We start from the raw sequence: 15,275 nt of genomic DNA, 5'->3' as shown, positions 1-15,275 counted from the left end.
CCATCCCTAAACTAAAGGTTTTAAATGAAAAATCCTGTGTTGATCCAAATAAGTTTCATAACCAGTCGGCACGACAAAGGTGGTGTTTGGTGATTCCAACACGGCAAATCCACGAATTCGGTTTCCAGGCTTCAAGTGTTCCATCTGATACACCTTGGCTTCCGTCCAGCTTCCTTTGTAGTACACCTGACGCGTTTGCTGAAACCTGACGTCAGGTTCCTCTGGTCCAAGTGGTTCTTCTGGCAAATTGGGCTTCTCGCTGTCTACCACACCCGTGATAATGGCCGTTGTCACAAGATAGCCCAATTCAGGCGACCGGGCCGAACGGGAATACATCTTGGAATAATCCTCTTCAAATAGATCAATAATCGTCTGGACATGTTCAGAAGTAGCCACCCTGTCAAAAGGCACCTGTATTTCTACATCATTTAACTGACCAACATACTGGACACGCAAATGATAACGAAACTCAATCTCCTCTTTCCGGACACCACTCTTGGCAAATTCGCTACTTACTCGCTCTTTCAGTTCTTCCCAGGCCTGGTTAATGGTTGCCGCAAAAACGGTCAAATCGGCATAAGCGTTGGCAATGGATACCTGTACCGTCTTGTCGGCACGATACTCGTATTCAGCACAAGCACACCCGTAAGCAGAAAAACCGGCAGCCCAGGATGGAACCAAAATATCCTCAAAGTTTAATCCCGCCGTATAACCTGCAACGTGAACCGGTCCGCCACCACCATAAGACATCAAGCGATAGTTTTCAGGTGAATACCCTTTCCCCAGAACCCGAGAAATGACCTCGTTTCTCAGATGATCTTGAAAAAGATTAATGATCCCTTCTGCTGCCTCATATACATCCAATCCCAATGGATCGGCGATCTGCTCCTTGATCGCTTCATAAGCCCGTTGGACGTCCAATTTCACATCGCCGCCGAGAAAATTGTCGGGGTTAAGATAGCCCAGCACCACATTGCAATCGTTGATTGTAACTGTGGTGATCCCGCTTTCCGGGTTGGAAACCCCGATCCGGTAACCGGCGCTGTCTGGACCAATTTCAATCCGCTTGGATGTTGGAGTAAGCCGGACAAACGAACCCGTTCCAGCACCAACCGAATCAATTTCAACCAATGGCAGTTTCAAGACAAAACGGGCCATATCCGGCTGTGTTTTGATCGAAAACTTTCCTCCTGTGATCATGGCCAAATCAAAGCTGGTCCCCCCGATGTCGGAACAAACCACATTGCTGAATCCCAGCTGGTTGGCCAAATATTGCGCACCAACCACACCGCCAATTGGACCGGAAACCAGTGTACGGGCCAATTCCTTTGCCTCAGTGGAAATCGTACCGCCATGGGACGCCATGACGCGAAGTTCAAAACCAGCACCCAGTTGCCGGAGCTTGTTGGTAATACGCTGAAATTGCCCCCGTGATGGCTCTGCGGCATACGCCTCGACCAACACGGTGTTCAAGCGGGCAAAATCCTGAGAAACCGGATACAGTTCAGAAGATAAAAACATCGGAATCGATATGCCTAGTTCCTCCATCACTTCAAGTGCAATCTGTTTTGCCCGCTGCTCATGGGATGGGTTGACATAGGAATGCAAGAAGTTGACGCAAATGGCATCCACACGTTCTTCGACGAGGCGCTTCACCGCCTCACGAATCTCGTTTTCGTACAATGGAATCTGTTCTTCACCGAACGGGTCGATTCGGCCGCGAATGCCAAAAATCCGTTCACGCGGCACCAGAGGTTTGTTATGGACATGAGTGACCAAATGCAAACGATCGGAATAAGAATAACCCAAATACGTCTGAAGGCCTCGCTCCATTCGAAGATAGTCTTCAAAACCGGCCGTGACCAATATGCCCAGTTTCTGGCCTTTTCTCTCCAAAAGACGGTTCAACATGGCGGTACCTGAATAGATGCCAGAAACCAGTTGCGGCACCCCTTCCTCCAACGTCATGTTCCAGTAGTGCAACGCGTCCCGAAGTGAATTGATAAACCCTATCGATTCATCTTCGGGCGTAGATTGCGCCTTGCCGACGACAAATTCACCCCTTTCATTGACAAGAATCGTATCGGTCATTGTTCCTCCGGCATCGATCGCCAAAATTCTTGGTCTGTACCCTGCTGCCGACATCAACCAAACCCTCCAATCTCCAATTTGATCACTAACCTGTATTTACAGATGGCAACCTGTAATAAAGCAAGTCCTGTGCCAAATGAAACCCAACAAAAAAGAAGCCTCTTTTGGGCAAAAAACAACAAAAAACGTCACCCATCCGTCACATCCATATCACATGTGACAATTCTGGTGACGTAACAAGTGACAATGTTGATTTTTCGATAAACTACCCAATTTATGATCTTTTAATGCCAAATTCCTTCATCTTTCGATAAACGGTCATTCGTGACACGTTCAAAAGACGCGCAGTTTCTGCCACATTGTCATCGACCTGCTTCAATGTCCGTTCAAGAAGCTCACGTGTCAACGCCGGTCTTGGTCGTTTCGAAGGCGACAGGAAAGGAAATGATTGGGGATGCGTCGATGAAGACGGTACAGTACGAAACTTCGTTTGCAACAAAGGCGGCAGATCGTGCGGGGTAATGATTCCACCTTTTGCTCGAAACATCGCCTGTTCCAGTACATGCTTTAATTGCCGGACATTTCCTGGCCAGTCGTATTGGAGCAATATGTCCATTGCCGATCCTTCAACTGTCCATCCCTTGCCACCTCCGCATCGGTGCAAAAAATGCTCAACCAGCAAGGGGATATCCTCCTTGCGTTCTCTTAATGGGGGAATGTGGATGGTCAAAACATGAAGGCGGTAATATAAATCTTCTCGAAACCGACCCATCCTCACCTCTTCGGCCAGATCTCGGTTGGTGGCTGCAATGATGCGAACATCGACCGGGATCGGATCGATACTGCCAAGCGGTACCACCGCTTTCTCTTCCAGTACGCGCAACAGATACGCCTGCGCTTCCAACGGCAATTCACCAATCTCATCAAGAAAAAGCGTTCCTCCGTCGGCAGCGACAAATTTTCCCTGTTTTCCTTTTGACAAAGCACCCGTAAACGCACCTGGCGTATAACCGAACAGCTCACTGGCAATCAGCTCTTTTGGGAGCGCCCCGCAATTCACCTCGACAAACTTTTTTCCACTGCGAAAACTGTAGGCATGTACAGATTGGGCAAACACTTCCTTTCCTGTTCCTGTCTCGCCCGTAATCAACAAGGTTTTATCCGCAGCAGCAGCCATTTTCGCTTCTTCAATCAGTTGTTGGATCACAGGACTTCGCGTGACAATTTGATCAAACGTGTACAAGGTGCGTTGTACCGTTCCCCTTGAATGATACGTAATCCGCTTGAGAACTGCCACACCTCCGATGATTCGCTGATCCAAGCGATAGGGGTGAAGGGTGGCAGTCCACATGGGATTGTTTTCATCTTTTGTTACTTTAAGAGGGAATGTCTGCCCCCAAAAAGGAAAACGCTCAATATCGGCATTTGGGATATCCAGAAATTTCTTCAACGAATCTCCGGGTGACAACCGTAAAATATACCCGGCTTTCTCATTACATCTTACGATTCGCAAATATGAATCAAATATGAAGATAGGTTCCTGGAATATATCCACAATACCTTGCAGAACCGAAAGCTCCCGGTTCATCACGCGGTTTCCGAGTTCACGCTGGATCTTTTGCACCTGACTGATGACCAAAGGTAAACCGTGAGCCTGAACACGGTCTTTGATACCACTAATATCCAGTACACCGAGTAATACATTGGTGACTGGATCGATAATAGGAGCTGCTGAGCACACCCAGGAATGCCAGCCTTGACAAAAGTGTTCGGCGCCAAACACCTGAACCGGCTTCTTTTCCGCAATGGCCGTGCCAATGGCATTGGTCCCTGCTCCTGCTTCCGACCAATCGGCTCCAGGAAAAAAGTGTATCTTTTGAACTTTTGACCATGCCTTGGAGGTGGCCTTGCCATCAAGAATAATGCCAGCAGCGTCCGACAGCATGATCAAAATGTTTTCTTCCGCAAGCTGTTCATATAGTTCCTGCATATACGGATGAACCAATTGTAGAAGCTCATGATGTTTCTCTTGCTGTCCTTTCAGTTCGTATCGTGTATAAACAATAGGCGCTTCCTGAGTCATCGGATCAATGTTTTGGGAGAGACATCGTTGCCAGGAGGACTCGATAGGCGGACGGAAGGTTTTTGCCTCTCTTGTCGTATTCATGATCTCCCAATGTTGGTACAACTTACGCTCCCGTTTGAGATATTCATGGAACGAGCGAAGAGCAAGAGTATACTGGTCCACATCAGTCCCTCCTTAAAATCAATATATTGATATTTTTTTAATCATATTTATTTTTGATTTTATTAGTGCGAAAGACAGTTTTTGTTACTATAACATGACTTTTTTCGAGCAGTAAAGCCCTTACATTTTTAATTATATAACAATTTTTGATATATTTCAGGGAATCAGATCGGATTTCCTGATCCAATTTAGGGAAAAAGAGAGAAAATTCGGCGTTTATTCATTTAGTAAATGCCGAAGAGAACGGACGAGGTATCTTTCCCCCAATATTATATAGTTATATATGACGTAAACATATACGTCATAAATTATCCTTCCCATAATTTTTTATATTAGAAACAAAACGGGGACATTCCCAGCGTTGAACCCTATCCGGCAGACGCCAAAGGTGCGATGTCGATTTGAACCGCCTCAAGCAGATGGTTCATGTACCGCTCCCTTTACTAGACAGTGGACACAGCCTATTTGCGCATTATAGAATAGATGAAATACGTCATGACGAGAGGACGGGAGTCAAGGGGCTCATCATATCGGAGGAGAATCACTTGGCGGATAGATCGAACCGGTTCATTCTTGTTGGCATATTGATTTGTTTAATATGGATCGCACTGAAACCCGTTCCTCAATTCAGCCTGCCATCCCGGTATCCTTGGAATCCTCAGGCGAATCCGTGGTTCAGCTTGGGGAAAATCGAATCGCTATCGTCGAAACCAATTTGAACTCAGGTACGTGAGGAGGGCCGGCATGTACGGGAAAATCAACACTGAATCGCTCAACGAACTCCGTTCCCTCATCCGCGACGAGAAACGGCTGCTGACCGGACCGGCCGACCGCTACAGCTACAGTTACGACGCCTCGTTCGGTCAATTTTTGCCTGATGTGGTCATCCAGCCCGAATCGGCGACCGAGATCGCCGGCATCCTGAAATGGGCCAACCGCCACCGGATCCCCGTCTACCCCCGCGGCCAGGCCAGCGGGCTGAGCGGCGGCTGTCTGCCCGTCAAAGGGGGCGTGGTTCTGGATCTTTCAGCCATGGACAAAAAGCTGGAAGTGGACGCCGAAGATCTGGTGGCCGTCGTTTCCCCTGGCGTCTTGACCGCACGCATCCACCAGGCGGCGGAAGCGGCGGGCCTGATGTACCCGCCCGATCCCAGCAGCGCCGCCGTCTCCACGATAGGCGGCAACCTGGCGGAAAACTCCGGCGGCCCGCGCGGCCTGAAATACGGCGTCACCAAGGATTACGTGCTCGGCCTGGAAGTAGTCACGCCGCAGGGGGAGATCATCCGGACGGGCGGCCGTACCGTGAAAAACGTCACTGGCTATGATCTGACCCGGTTGATCGTCGGTTCCGAAGGGACGCTCGGCGTCATCACCGAAGCCATCCTCCGCCTGATCCCAAAACCGCCCGCCTCAGCCACGCTGATGGCTGTCTTTGATGACCTGGTCGATTCGGGAAAAGCCATCTCCCGTGTTCTGGCTTCCGGCATCCTGCCTGCCAAAATGGAAATCATGGACCAGGCCTCGATGGAAGCGGTGGAGGCCTACCGGCCCAGCGGCCTGCCTCTGGATGCGGAAGCCATCCTGTTGATTGAGGTGGACGGCCATCCTGCCGCCGTCCAGGAAGAAATCCGCCAAGCGGGCGAGATTTGCCGCAACCTGGGCGCCCGCAGCGTGCAAATCCCTGAAACTTCCGAGGAGGCCCAAAAGCTCTGGCAGATCCGGAAACTGGTCTCTCCGGCCATCGCCCGCATCAAACCGACCAAAATCGCAGAAGACGCGACCGTCCCACGGAGCCAAATCCCGGCCATGTTTGCCCGCCTGAAGGAGATCCGGGAAAAATACCGGCTCCATCTGGTGGTGTTCGGCCATGCCGGCGACGGCAATCTGCATCCGAACATTATCTGCGACGAACGGAACAAAGAGGAAATGCAGCGGGCGGCGCAGGCGGTGCGGGAGATCTTCGAAGCGGCGGTATCGCTTGGCGGAACGCTCTCTGGAGAACACGGCATTGGCCTGATGAAATCCCCCTTTATGGAGATGGAATTGGGACCTGTAGGCCTTGACATGATGCGCAGGATTAAACAGGCCTGGGATCCGAACCAGATCCTCAATCCCGGAAAAATCTTTCCCGAACCCGGACAAAGGTGGGTGCTGGAAACATGAGCAAACCTTCCCTGCTGGAGACGGCCCATGAAAAAACATTGTCCTGTGTGCAATGCGGGTATTGCCTGCCGGTCTGCCCCACATACCGGACGACGGGAAGGGAAACCCACTCCCCGCGCGGCCGGCTCAACCTGGTCAAGATGGCGGCGGAAGGCAAGCTGCCCCTGGCCGAGCTGGCCGAACCCATCGATCTCTGCCTGGGTTGCCGCGCCTGTGAAACAGCTTGTCCCACGGGAGTGGAATACGGCCGGATTCACGCGGCGGCCAGCCACGCGCTGGCTGAAGTAAAACGGGAACCGGCCCGCACACGGGCGGTCCGCAAACGGCTGCTGGCCTCCCTTCTTCCCTTTCCCGGCCGGTTGCGGCGGGCGGGCCACCTGTTGTGGGCTTATCAGTCGCTCGGCTTTCAGTCATTGGCCAGGCGGCTGAACCTGTTGCGACTGCTTCCCGGTAACCTGGGGCAGTGGGAAGCGGTTCTGCCAACGGTCCCATCACCCCGGGACAGAAAGCTGCCCCGGTTCCTGCCTCCACGCGCGCCAAAAAGAACTGGGAAAGCGCCGGAAAAGCGGGTCAGGGTGGGGTTCCTGCACGGCTGCATCATGGAAGTCCTGTTCCATCGCGTCAACCGGCTGAGCATGGAGCTGCTCTCACACTGCGGCTATGAGGTGGTTCTCCTGCAGGGCCAGACATGCTGCGGCGCGCTGCACGCCCACACCGGCGAAGTGGAAATGGCCGTCCGGCTGGCCAAGCAGAACATCCTGGCCGCCGAGCAGGGGGGCGTGGACTGGGTGGTGAGCAACGCCGGAGGATGCGGCGCCCATCTGAAAGAATATCCGTTGCTCTTTGCCGCTGAACCGGACTGGGAAGAGCGGGCAAAAGCCTTCGCCGCAAAAGTCCGGGACATCAGCCAGCTGCTGGATGAGGCGGAAGAGCAACCCGCCGCCAAACCCATGCGCGAAGTCATCACCTATCAGCCCTCCTGCCACATGAGCCATGTCCAAAAGGTAACCGAAGCACCTCGCAAGCTGCTTCGCCACATCCCAGGCATCACCTTCCGCGAGATGGCCTATGCGGAACATTGCTGCGGTTCAGCGGGCGTATACAATCTCCTTCACTTTGAAGAATCGATGCAGATTCTCGACCTGAAGATGGAATCGGTCCGCGACACGAAAGCGGCTATCATCGTCACCACAAACCCCGGCTGTCAGTTGCAGCTGCAGATGGGCATCCATCGCGCCGGCCTGGATTCATCCGTCCGTGTCCTCCACCTGGTGGAATTGCTGGCAGAAGCCTGGGGAATAAAGGAAGCATGAAAAGGGCTGTCCTTCAGTCGCAAGACTTAAGGGACAGCCCTTGCCTTGTTTTGGCGCAAATGCCTAGCGTCCGCGCTTTATCAAGTGCTCACGCTCTACCCTTCTTGCGCGTTTTGCTCTGCCGGTTGCGGACGCTGCTGCTGATATTTGGCCCGTTCCTCTTCCTGCAGTTGCCGGCGCAACACCTTGCCGACCATTGTTTTGGGCAGTTCATCGCGGAATTCGTAGATCCTCGGCACCTTATAGGCCGCCAGATTTGCCCGGCAATGCTGATCCAGCTCTTCTTCCGTCACCGTCTTTCCTTCCTTGAGAACGATGAAAGCCTTGACGGTCTCTCCCCGGTACGGGTCGGGTACCCCCACCACGGCCGCCTCCTTGACCGCCGGATGCTCAAAGAGAACATCCTCCACTTCCCGCGGGTAAATGTTGAATCCACCCGCGATGATCATATCCTTTTTCCGGTCGACAATGTAGAAGTACCCGTCCTCATCCATCCTGGCCATATCCCCCGTGTAAAGCCAGCCATCCCGCAGCGTCTTTGCCGTTTCATCGGGGCGGTTCCAGTACCCCTTCATGACCTGAGGTCCGCGAATGATCAGCTCGCCCACTTCGCCCACGGGGACATCATTTCCCTCCTCATCCACGATGCGGGCATCCGTATCCGGCCAAGGGATGCCGATGCTTCCCACCTTGCGGAGGCCATTGATCGGATTGGAGTGGGTGACCGGTGAAGCCTCTGTCAGCCCGTACCCTTCCACCAAGAGACCGCCGTTGCTTAGGGTCTCAAATTGCTTTTGGACCTCAGGGGCAAGCGGCGCAGAGCCGCTGAGGCAGATGTTCACCGACGACAAATCATATTTGTTGACATCCGGATGATTGAGCAGTCCGATGTACATCGTCGGCGCGCCGGGAAACTGGGTGGGCTTCTCCTTCTGGATGGTTTCCAGGACCTCTTTGACATCAAAGCGCGGCAGCAGGATCATCAGCGCGCCCGTGGCAATGCTGAGGTTCATCACCACCGTCATCCCGTAAACGTGGAAAAACGGCAGCACAGCCAGCACCCGCTGCTGCTCTTCATCGTGTTTTTCCTGCCATTCCATGCACTGGAATGTATTGACTACCAGGTTGTAATGGGTCAGCATCACACCCTTGGGCAATCCCGTCGTCCCGCCGGTATACTGAAGCAGCGCCAAATCTTCTTTCGGGTCGAGCGCTACCGGTTCCGGCCGCGTGGCGGGAGCCGCCTTCATCAATTGCTCGTATGCATAAACGCCGTTTCCGTATGGGATGTCATGCCACATTCCGTCTTTTTTCTGCTTGAACGGATAGAGCAAATTTTTCGGAAACGGCAGGTAATCCTTGATGCTGGTGTAAATGATGTGCTTCAGGGGGGTCTGCGAAGCCACCTTGGACAGGCGCGGGTACACCAGATCCAGGGCCAGGATGGTTTCCACTCCCGCGTCTTCCAGCTGGTGCTTCAGCTCTCGTTCGGTATACATCGGGTTAGTTTGGACCACAATGCCTCCAAGCAGCAACACCGCATAATACGCGATCACGCTCTGGGGGGTATTGGCCAACATCAACGAGACCCGCTCCCCTTTTTTCACCCCCAATTTGGACAACACATTGGCAAATTTGAATACTTCATCCCGCAGCTGACGATAGGTGAGGCGCTTGCCAAGGAAGTGGATCGCCTCCCGCTCCGGGTATTTTTCCGTTGTTTCGATAAAAAGATCTCCCAGTGTCTTTTCCGGGTATTCCAACGTGGCGCGGACGTTTTCCGAATAATGTTTCAACCACGGCTTTTCGGCCATGTTCCCCCTCCTCATCAGAATAAACCGACTTTTTCTCTTTATGTTTCTTCTGTTCTCTCCCCGACATGCAGTTCCTTTTATTTTACCGCTTACAATCTAGAATAGAAAGACTCTTTTACAAATCGGTTACGAAAATTGCCCCTGCACCAGACTTTCCCAGAGATACAGCGTCACGTAACTGGACCACGGCTTCCAGGACTGGCCAAGCTCCCTGATCTGCTCTTCCGTTGGTTGTTCGGGCAATTGGTACACTTTGCGCACGGCATTGCGCAAGCCAATGTCGGCCGCAGGCAACAAATCAGGACGTCCGAGTCCGAAGATCAGCACACATTCCACCGTCCACCGCCCAACGCCGCGAATCGTTTGCCATTCCAGGAAATATTCCTCGTCCGGTTTGTTCAGCGCCTCTTCCAGTGACGGCCAGCACAGTTCGTGATTGGCCACACTTCTGGCAAGATGAATCACATATTCCGCCTTGCGCTGGCTAAACTGCAGCGCCCGCAACTGCGCCACATCCAACGATGCCAGTTCTTCCGGCTGGGGAAAAACCGGGTAAGCCTCCCCTTTCCAGAAAAAGGGCGGTGCCGCAAGCTGGATGAGACGTTCATTCAGCTTGCGCGCAAAGGCCAGGTTCAACTGCTGGCCGATGATGGTTTTGATCATCGACTCAAACAGGGAGCCGTCCAGGGGAGGCCGGTAGCCTTCAAACTTCTTGACAATGGGAGCCAGTCGAAGGTCGGAAGCCATTTGTTCATAATACGGCGTCAAATCCACATCGACCATCCAGATATGGGCCAATTGCCTGACAACCAATTTTTCCTCGGAAGATGTCAGCGATTCGTCTCCTTCTTCCAGGATGACATCCACGCGCAATTCCGGTTCCCACACTTTATGATTCCAAGTGGTCCTTGTCAGAAGGCGTCTCCACCCTTTTCCCGTATCCTGCCGTGTACCCGCTGATGATTCACACGTTCCCGCTTCGTCCTGCCGAATCGTCAACGTGCGGATGACGGCACCATCCGGGTCAAACCGGTAAAGTTCGTGGCGTGCGTATTTGAGGCGCTGGAGCATGTGAAAAAAATTATACGGGGGAATGGGATGAAAAGTGTAAGTGGCCATTTCCACGGTTTAATCCTCCAATCCAAAAACAACATTTTCGCTGCTCTTGTGTTATACACCACCCAGTTTACGGAAAATTCACTCGAAGATCCACAATGGTCGGCATAAAATTTTTCCCAAACCGATGGCATTCCCGATGAAACTTTTTTCCCCTTCGCAGCGTCTAATCGGGTGAACAGGATATCATGAGTTTAAAGGAGTGGGTCAAGGTGCGCAAACCGTTTCTCCTGGCGGCAGCTTCAGCCCTCATTTTCCTCACATTTGCTTTATCAGCATGCAGTAGCGCTTCAACACAACTCCCTGAACAGCCAACGACTCAAAACAACCAGAACCTTGACCTGGATCAAATCAAGAACGAGCGGCTGCGACTGGAACAGGAGCTGTCGGATTATCACAACCAATTGGAACAAATACTCCAAAACCTATCCGAATCATCATAATCATCATAGAATCATCATCAATCATGCGAAAGGGGCTGCCCCATCAGCCGAATGATGGCGGGCAGCCCCATTGTTAAATCCAGGGCACGAAAAATAGAACCCCAGGGAAAAACCTTTCCTCTCGCACATACCGTCCATCCCATCGCTTGGCGCGAAAAAGATTTTCGAGGAACATTGAAGTGCGTAGGCCAGCCTAGATGCGCCGCTCCTTTCCTGCCCAGTAAGGCTCTTTGAGCAGGCGACGAACCACTTTCCCTACTGGGCTCTTAGGCAAGGAATCGACAAATTCCACAGACTTTGGCTTTTTGTAGGAAGCCAGCCGCTCTTTGCAAAAACTAATCAATTCTTCTTCCGTGGCGGTATGCCCGCTGCGCAGCACGACAAATGCCTTGATCGCCTCGCCCCAGGTCTCGTCCGGCACACCCACCACCGCCGCTTCCATCACTGCCGGGTGCTGGTAGAGCACCTCTTCCACTTCCCGTGGATAGACATTGAAGCCGCCTGTGATGATCATGTCCGATTTGCGATCCACAAGGTACAGATAGCCCTGTTCATCCAGATATCCCATGTCCCGCGTATGAATCCAGCCGTCTCTGATCGTCTCCTGTGTAAGTTCGGGAGCCTTCCAGTAACCGATCATCCCCTGGCTTGTCTTGACGACAATCTCGCCAATCTCTCCCGGGCTCACTTCCTTACCCTCTCCATCCAGGATGCGAATCATCACATCCGGCGTGGCACGGCCGCAGGACAACAGCCGCTGGTCAACTTCCGGCCCCTCACCCAAGTGTTCATGGGCCTGAAGGACGGTCAGGATGAGAGGTGCCTCCGTCTGGCCATAATATTGCGTAAACTTGGGTCCCCATAACTCCAGCCCGCGGCGCAACGCCTCACGCGGCATCGGGGAGGCGCCATAGATGATGTTGCGCACGGACGCAAAAGAATACCGCTCCACTTCCGGATGATTCAGCAACATGATGATCATGGTAGGCACCAGGTTTAGCGTGGTGGCTTTGGTCTGCTCCACAGCGGCAAGGTATTCCGATGGATTGAAACCGGGCAAAATGGCATTGGCCGCCCCCCGGATCCAGTGCGGAAGCACCAACGTGCCTGAAGCATGGGTCAGCGGTGCGGCGTGAAGCATCACATCCCCTTCCTGAATCCAGATCGCGTGCAAAATATTGTTGCAGATGGCCGCCCAGGTACCCTGAGTGTGAACGGCGGCTTTGAGCGTTCCGGTGGTGCCGGACGTATATTGGATGGTAGCCAAATCCGCTTCCTCTATCACCACAGGCGGCTCAGCATCGTCTGCGGCAGCGACCAGTTCTTGAGCAGACAACATCCATGGATGTTCAGGTGTTCCATTCATTTGGCAATAAAAGGAAACCTGTGGCAACCGGGGCCGCAAGGCTGCAACCCTTTCGGCAAATTCTTCCGTAAACAATATGGCCCGGGCCTCCGTCTCTTGAATCATGTGAAAATGTTCCTCTTCGGACAGACGCGTATTGAGCGGAACGCGCACCAAACCACTCTGCAAGAGGGCAAAGTCAATTTCCACACTCTGCAGCGAATTGGCCAGCAGCGAAGCCACCCGGTCCCCCTTTTTCAACCCCAGCTTCAACAAGGCATTGGCCAGCCGGTTGCTGTTCCGGTAAACCTCTTCAAACGTCAGGCTTTTTCCCTGAAACATCACAGCGGTTCGATTGGGATAATACTTTGCTCCTCTTTGAATCAATTCGCGTGCATGCATACCTGTCCCCCCTGTTTTAAAAATGTAAAATGATTTCTGAACGCGATAAATACATTATCCGAAAAACTTGCCATGCCTTCCCTCGCCCGCAGAAAACCGTTGCGCGCCCCGACTGGTCTCACCGCTTTCAATCACACGCATCCCCAAACGGAACTCCAGCGCCATCGCTGCATCAAAGTCCATCTCAAATCCACGGTATGCCGCCTCCCGGTCGCTGCGCAAACAGGTCTGCGGGAAAGCGGCTATTTGTTCTGCCAGCTTTTCCGCCTCCTCTCTCGCCTTGCCATGAGGCACGACACGATTGGCCAACCCCATCATCAAGGCCTCTTCCGCCCCTACCGGACGGCCCGTGAGGATCATATCCATCGCCCGGCTCATCCCGATCAGACGGGGCAACCGTTGCGTTCCCCCGTCAATCAAGGGAACGCCAAACCGCCGGCAGAAGACGCCAAACACCGCCGTCTCCTCAACCACCCGCAAATCACACCAGCAGGCCAGCTCAAGGCCACCGGCCACCGCATACCCTGACACGGCTGCAATCACCGGTTTGGAAAGCCGCATGCGGGTCGGCCCCATGGGTCCGTCCTGGCTCATGTCCTCTGACAAATGGTTTCCCTTTCCTTCTGCGAGGGCTTTCAAATCGGCGCCGGCACAAAAGTGCCCGCCTTCCCCCCACAACACCGCCACGGCCAGGTCATCGTCCGCCTCGAACGCCCGGAACGCCTCCGCCAGTCGCTCTGCCGTCTGCCGGTCCACCGCATTTCTCACCTCGGGCCGACTGAGTATGATCGTGCAAACAGGTCCTTTTCGTTCTACCCGAACCATGGTGCACCTTCCTTCGCTGATATATTGAACGTTCATTTCATTTATGCGGAAAATTGGCCCGATCCTTGCGTTTCCTTACGCATCTGGCTCAGTTCTTCCGACTCCGAGATGTTCCAGCATCCATTGGAGGAAAAGTTTGCCCGCTCCATTCGCGTCCACCGATTCAGGATCCATCATCCACATCACTCCCAGCCCCAAACCCACACTGTAAAGAAGGGCTGGAAGGTGACGGACCTGCTCCGGAGCAAAAAGCCCTTGCTCCACTCCCTCTTGCAAATATTGTTCCACATAGAAACGCAAGTTTCGGAAAAACTTGGCGACAATGGCCTGCAACTCAGGATGGTGTTTCGCTTCACCGAGATAATTCAACAAGACGACAAAAAAGTCCGGGTTTTCTTTCGGCACCGCCAAGATGTTTTCCAAATGGCGTTCCAGTTTTTCCACAGGCGAAGAAAGCGTTTCCACGGTTTCCATCACTTGTTCATGGGACTTCTGAAACGCCCTTTTGATGACCTGTAAAAGAAGATCCTCTTTGTTTTTAAAGTAATGGTAGATAATTCCTGTGCTGACATTGGCTTCCCTGGCGATGTCTTTCATCGACATGTCTGCCAGCCCTTTTTCCACGATGCAACGCGAGGTGGCCTCAATGACTTGCTCTTGCCGCCATTCTTTGGTATCCGACTTTGCCATAAACTCTCCTCAATCACAACTATTGAATGAACGTTCAATATAAAACTAACGCACAGTTTGTGTTTTGTCAATATTCCGTTTCACCGTTCATGTGTTCAAGAAAATCTTGTCAAAAATGGCGGTCCACATCTCCCACGTGAGCATTCCCGTATTGGTGTTCCGCCTTGAGGGGTGGTAACTGGCCATGAGAATCGGTAATCCATCACCCAAATCATAGGAAACGCCGTGGGCAAAAGTCATGCCCCGGACATTTACTCCCTGGTCCCGGTATACCGCCTTCACACTGTCAAAGGCATCCTTTCCCAGTGCCAAAACGACCCGAAGCTGACTCAACAAGGACATCTCCTGAAGCAAATACGCTCGACACGCCTGAAGCTCTTCGCCAGTCGGTTTATTGTTTGGCGGGACACACCTCACCACATTGGTGATAAACACATCAGTCAACACCAGCCCATCATCCCTGGACACTGCATCCGGTTGACTGGCAAAACCATACTGATACAGCGCCTGATATAACCAATCCCCAGCCGCATCGCCAGTAAAGGGGCGTCCTGTCCGGTTGGCCCCATGCGCTCCCGGCGCCAGGCCGACGATCAACAGACGGGCCTCCGTATCACCAAACCCGCTCACCGGCCGCGACCAATAACTTTTCGCGGGATACTCCCGTTTCTTCCCCGCCACAGCTGTCCGCCATTCCACCAGCCTCTCACAGCGGCAACATTGATGAATCTGTTCCGCCAACTGATTCCACGACATCTGATGCATCCCCTTCTTCCGATACAACTCCTGCTCACCGTGTTCACTCTATTGATCCAGGTTCATCTG

Annotated in this window: 12 protein-coding genes; 4 read left to right on the top strand and 8 right to left on the bottom strand. The window is 52.9% G+C overall.

Annotated elements, in window-relative coordinates; translation table 11 throughout:
- Positions 1-6: 6 nt before the first annotated feature.
- Positions 7-2,148 (bottom strand): acetone carboxylase subunit beta, encoded by a 2,142-nt coding sequence (locus tag BAA01_06115; GenBank protein ID OUM84704.1) that lies wholly within the window; start codon positions 2,146-2,148, stop codon positions 7-9.
- Between the two features lie 217 nt (positions 2,149-2,365).
- On the bottom strand, positions 2,366-4,339 hold the full coding sequence (locus BAA01_06110) for a hypothetical protein (protein ID OUM84703.1): 1,974 nt from the start codon (positions 4,337-4,339) through the stop codon (positions 2,366-2,368).
- Positions 4,340-4,740: 401 nt separating this feature from the next.
- Between BAA01_06110 and BAA01_06105 the strand changes: the two genes are divergently transcribed.
- The 3 genes from BAA01_06105 to BAA01_06095 are packed head-to-tail and all read left to right on the top strand — an operon-like array spanning position 4,741 to position 7,815.
- Positions 4,741-5,058 carry a hypothetical protein gene (locus BAA01_06105; protein ID OUM84702.1) on the top strand — a complete coding sequence of 106 codons (318 nt, stop codon included), beginning with the start codon at positions 4,741-4,743 and terminating at the stop codon, positions 5,056-5,058.
- A 25-nt stretch (positions 5,059-5,083) separates the two neighbouring features.
- A complete protein-coding gene (locus tag BAA01_06100; GenBank protein OUM84701.1) occupies positions 5,084-6,502 on the top strand; it encodes a glycolate oxidase subunit GlcD in 1,419 nt (472 codons plus the stop codon).
- Positions 6,499-7,815, top strand: a complete 1,317-nt coding sequence (locus BAA01_06095) for a glycolate oxidase (GenBank protein ID OUM84700.1) — start codon at positions 6,499-6,501, stop codon at positions 7,813-7,815. The genes BAA01_06100 and BAA01_06095 overlap by 4 nt, the downstream gene beginning before the upstream one ends.
- Positions 7,816-7,910: 95 nt before the next feature.
- On the opposite strand, the gene BAA01_06090 is transcribed toward BAA01_06095, so the two are convergent.
- Together BAA01_06090 and BAA01_06085 are read right to left on the bottom strand one after the other, a co-directional pair.
- Complete coding sequence (locus tag BAA01_06090) at positions 7,911-9,629, bottom strand: long-chain fatty acid--CoA ligase (protein ID OUM84699.1); 1,719 nt, start codon at positions 9,627-9,629, stop codon at positions 7,911-7,913.
- A gap of 126 nt (positions 9,630-9,755) precedes the next feature.
- Positions 9,756-10,754 carry a hypothetical protein gene (locus BAA01_06085; protein OUM84698.1) on the bottom strand — a complete coding sequence of 333 codons (999 nt, stop codon included), beginning with the start codon at positions 10,752-10,754 and terminating at the stop codon, positions 9,756-9,758.
- Positions 10,755-10,957: 203 nt separating this feature from the next.
- Here BAA01_06085 and BAA01_06080 point away from each other — a divergent pair, with 203 nt between their 5' ends.
- Entirely contained in the window at positions 10,958-11,188 is a 231-nt protein-coding gene (locus BAA01_06080; protein ID OUM84697.1) for a hypothetical protein, read from the top strand.
- Positions 11,189-11,381: 193 nt separating this feature from the next.
- Here the strand turns inward: BAA01_06080 and BAA01_06075 are convergent, their stop codons facing one another.
- From BAA01_06075 to BAA01_06060, 4 genes are all read right to left on the bottom strand, one after another.
- Positions 11,382-12,935: an AMP-dependent synthetase gene (locus tag BAA01_06075; GenBank protein OUM84696.1), complete on the bottom strand. Its 1,554-nt coding sequence runs from the start codon at positions 12,933-12,935 to the stop codon at positions 11,382-11,384.
- A 54-nt stretch (positions 12,936-12,989) separates the two neighbouring features.
- Positions 12,990-13,760, bottom strand: coding sequence for an enoyl-CoA hydratase (locus BAA01_06070; protein OUM84695.1), 771 nt, complete (start codon positions 13,758-13,760; stop codon positions 12,990-12,992).
- Positions 13,761-13,835: 75 nt separating this feature from the next.
- Positions 13,836-14,450 carry a transcriptional regulator gene (locus BAA01_06065; protein OUM84694.1) on the bottom strand — a complete coding sequence of 205 codons (615 nt, stop codon included), beginning with the start codon at positions 14,448-14,450 and terminating at the stop codon, positions 13,836-13,838.
- 87 nt (positions 14,451-14,537) lie between these two features.
- Complete coding sequence (locus BAA01_06060) at positions 14,538-15,215, bottom strand: hypothetical protein (protein OUM84693.1); 678 nt, start codon at positions 15,213-15,215, stop codon at positions 14,538-14,540.
- Positions 15,216-15,275 lie beyond the last annotated feature (60 nt).

Source organism: Bacillus thermozeamaize (genome assembly GCA_002159075.1).
In the GTDB taxonomy this organism is placed as follows: Bacteria; Bacillota; Bacilli; order ZCTH02-B2; family ZCTH02-B2; genus Bacillus_BB; species Bacillus_BB thermozeamaize.
The sequence above is the reverse complement of the archived record's forward strand: the minus strand, read 5'-3'. Positions and strand labels throughout refer to the sequence as shown.

What these genes read in the sequence shown, in the direction of transcription:
- BAA01_06100 (OUM84701.1), top strand. Translation starts at nt 5,084, where the DNA reads ATGTACGGGAAAATCAACACTGAATCGCTCAACGAACTCCGTTCCCTC.
- BAA01_06090 (OUM84699.1), bottom strand. Translation starts at nt 9,629, where the DNA reads ATGGCCGAAAAGCCGTGGTTGAAACATTATTCGGAAAACGTCCGCGCC.
- BAA01_06065 (OUM84694.1), bottom strand. Translation starts at nt 14,450, where the DNA reads ATGGCAAAGTCGGATACCAAAGAATGGCGGCAAGAGCAAGTCATTGAG.
- BAA01_06075 (OUM84696.1), bottom strand. Translation starts at nt 12,935, where the DNA reads ATGCATGCACGCGAATTGATTCAAAGAGGAGCAAAGTATTATCCCAAT.
- BAA01_06070 (OUM84695.1), bottom strand. Translation starts at nt 13,760, where the DNA reads ATGGTTCGGGTAGAACGAAAAGGACCTGTTTGCACGATCATACTCAGT.
- BAA01_06095 (OUM84700.1), top strand. Translation starts at nt 6,499, where the DNA reads ATGAGCAAACCTTCCCTGCTGGAGACGGCCCATGAAAAAACATTGTCC.
- BAA01_06060 (OUM84693.1), bottom strand. Translation starts at nt 15,215, where the DNA reads ATGCATCAGATGTCGTGGAATCAGTTGGCGGAACAGATTCATCAATGT.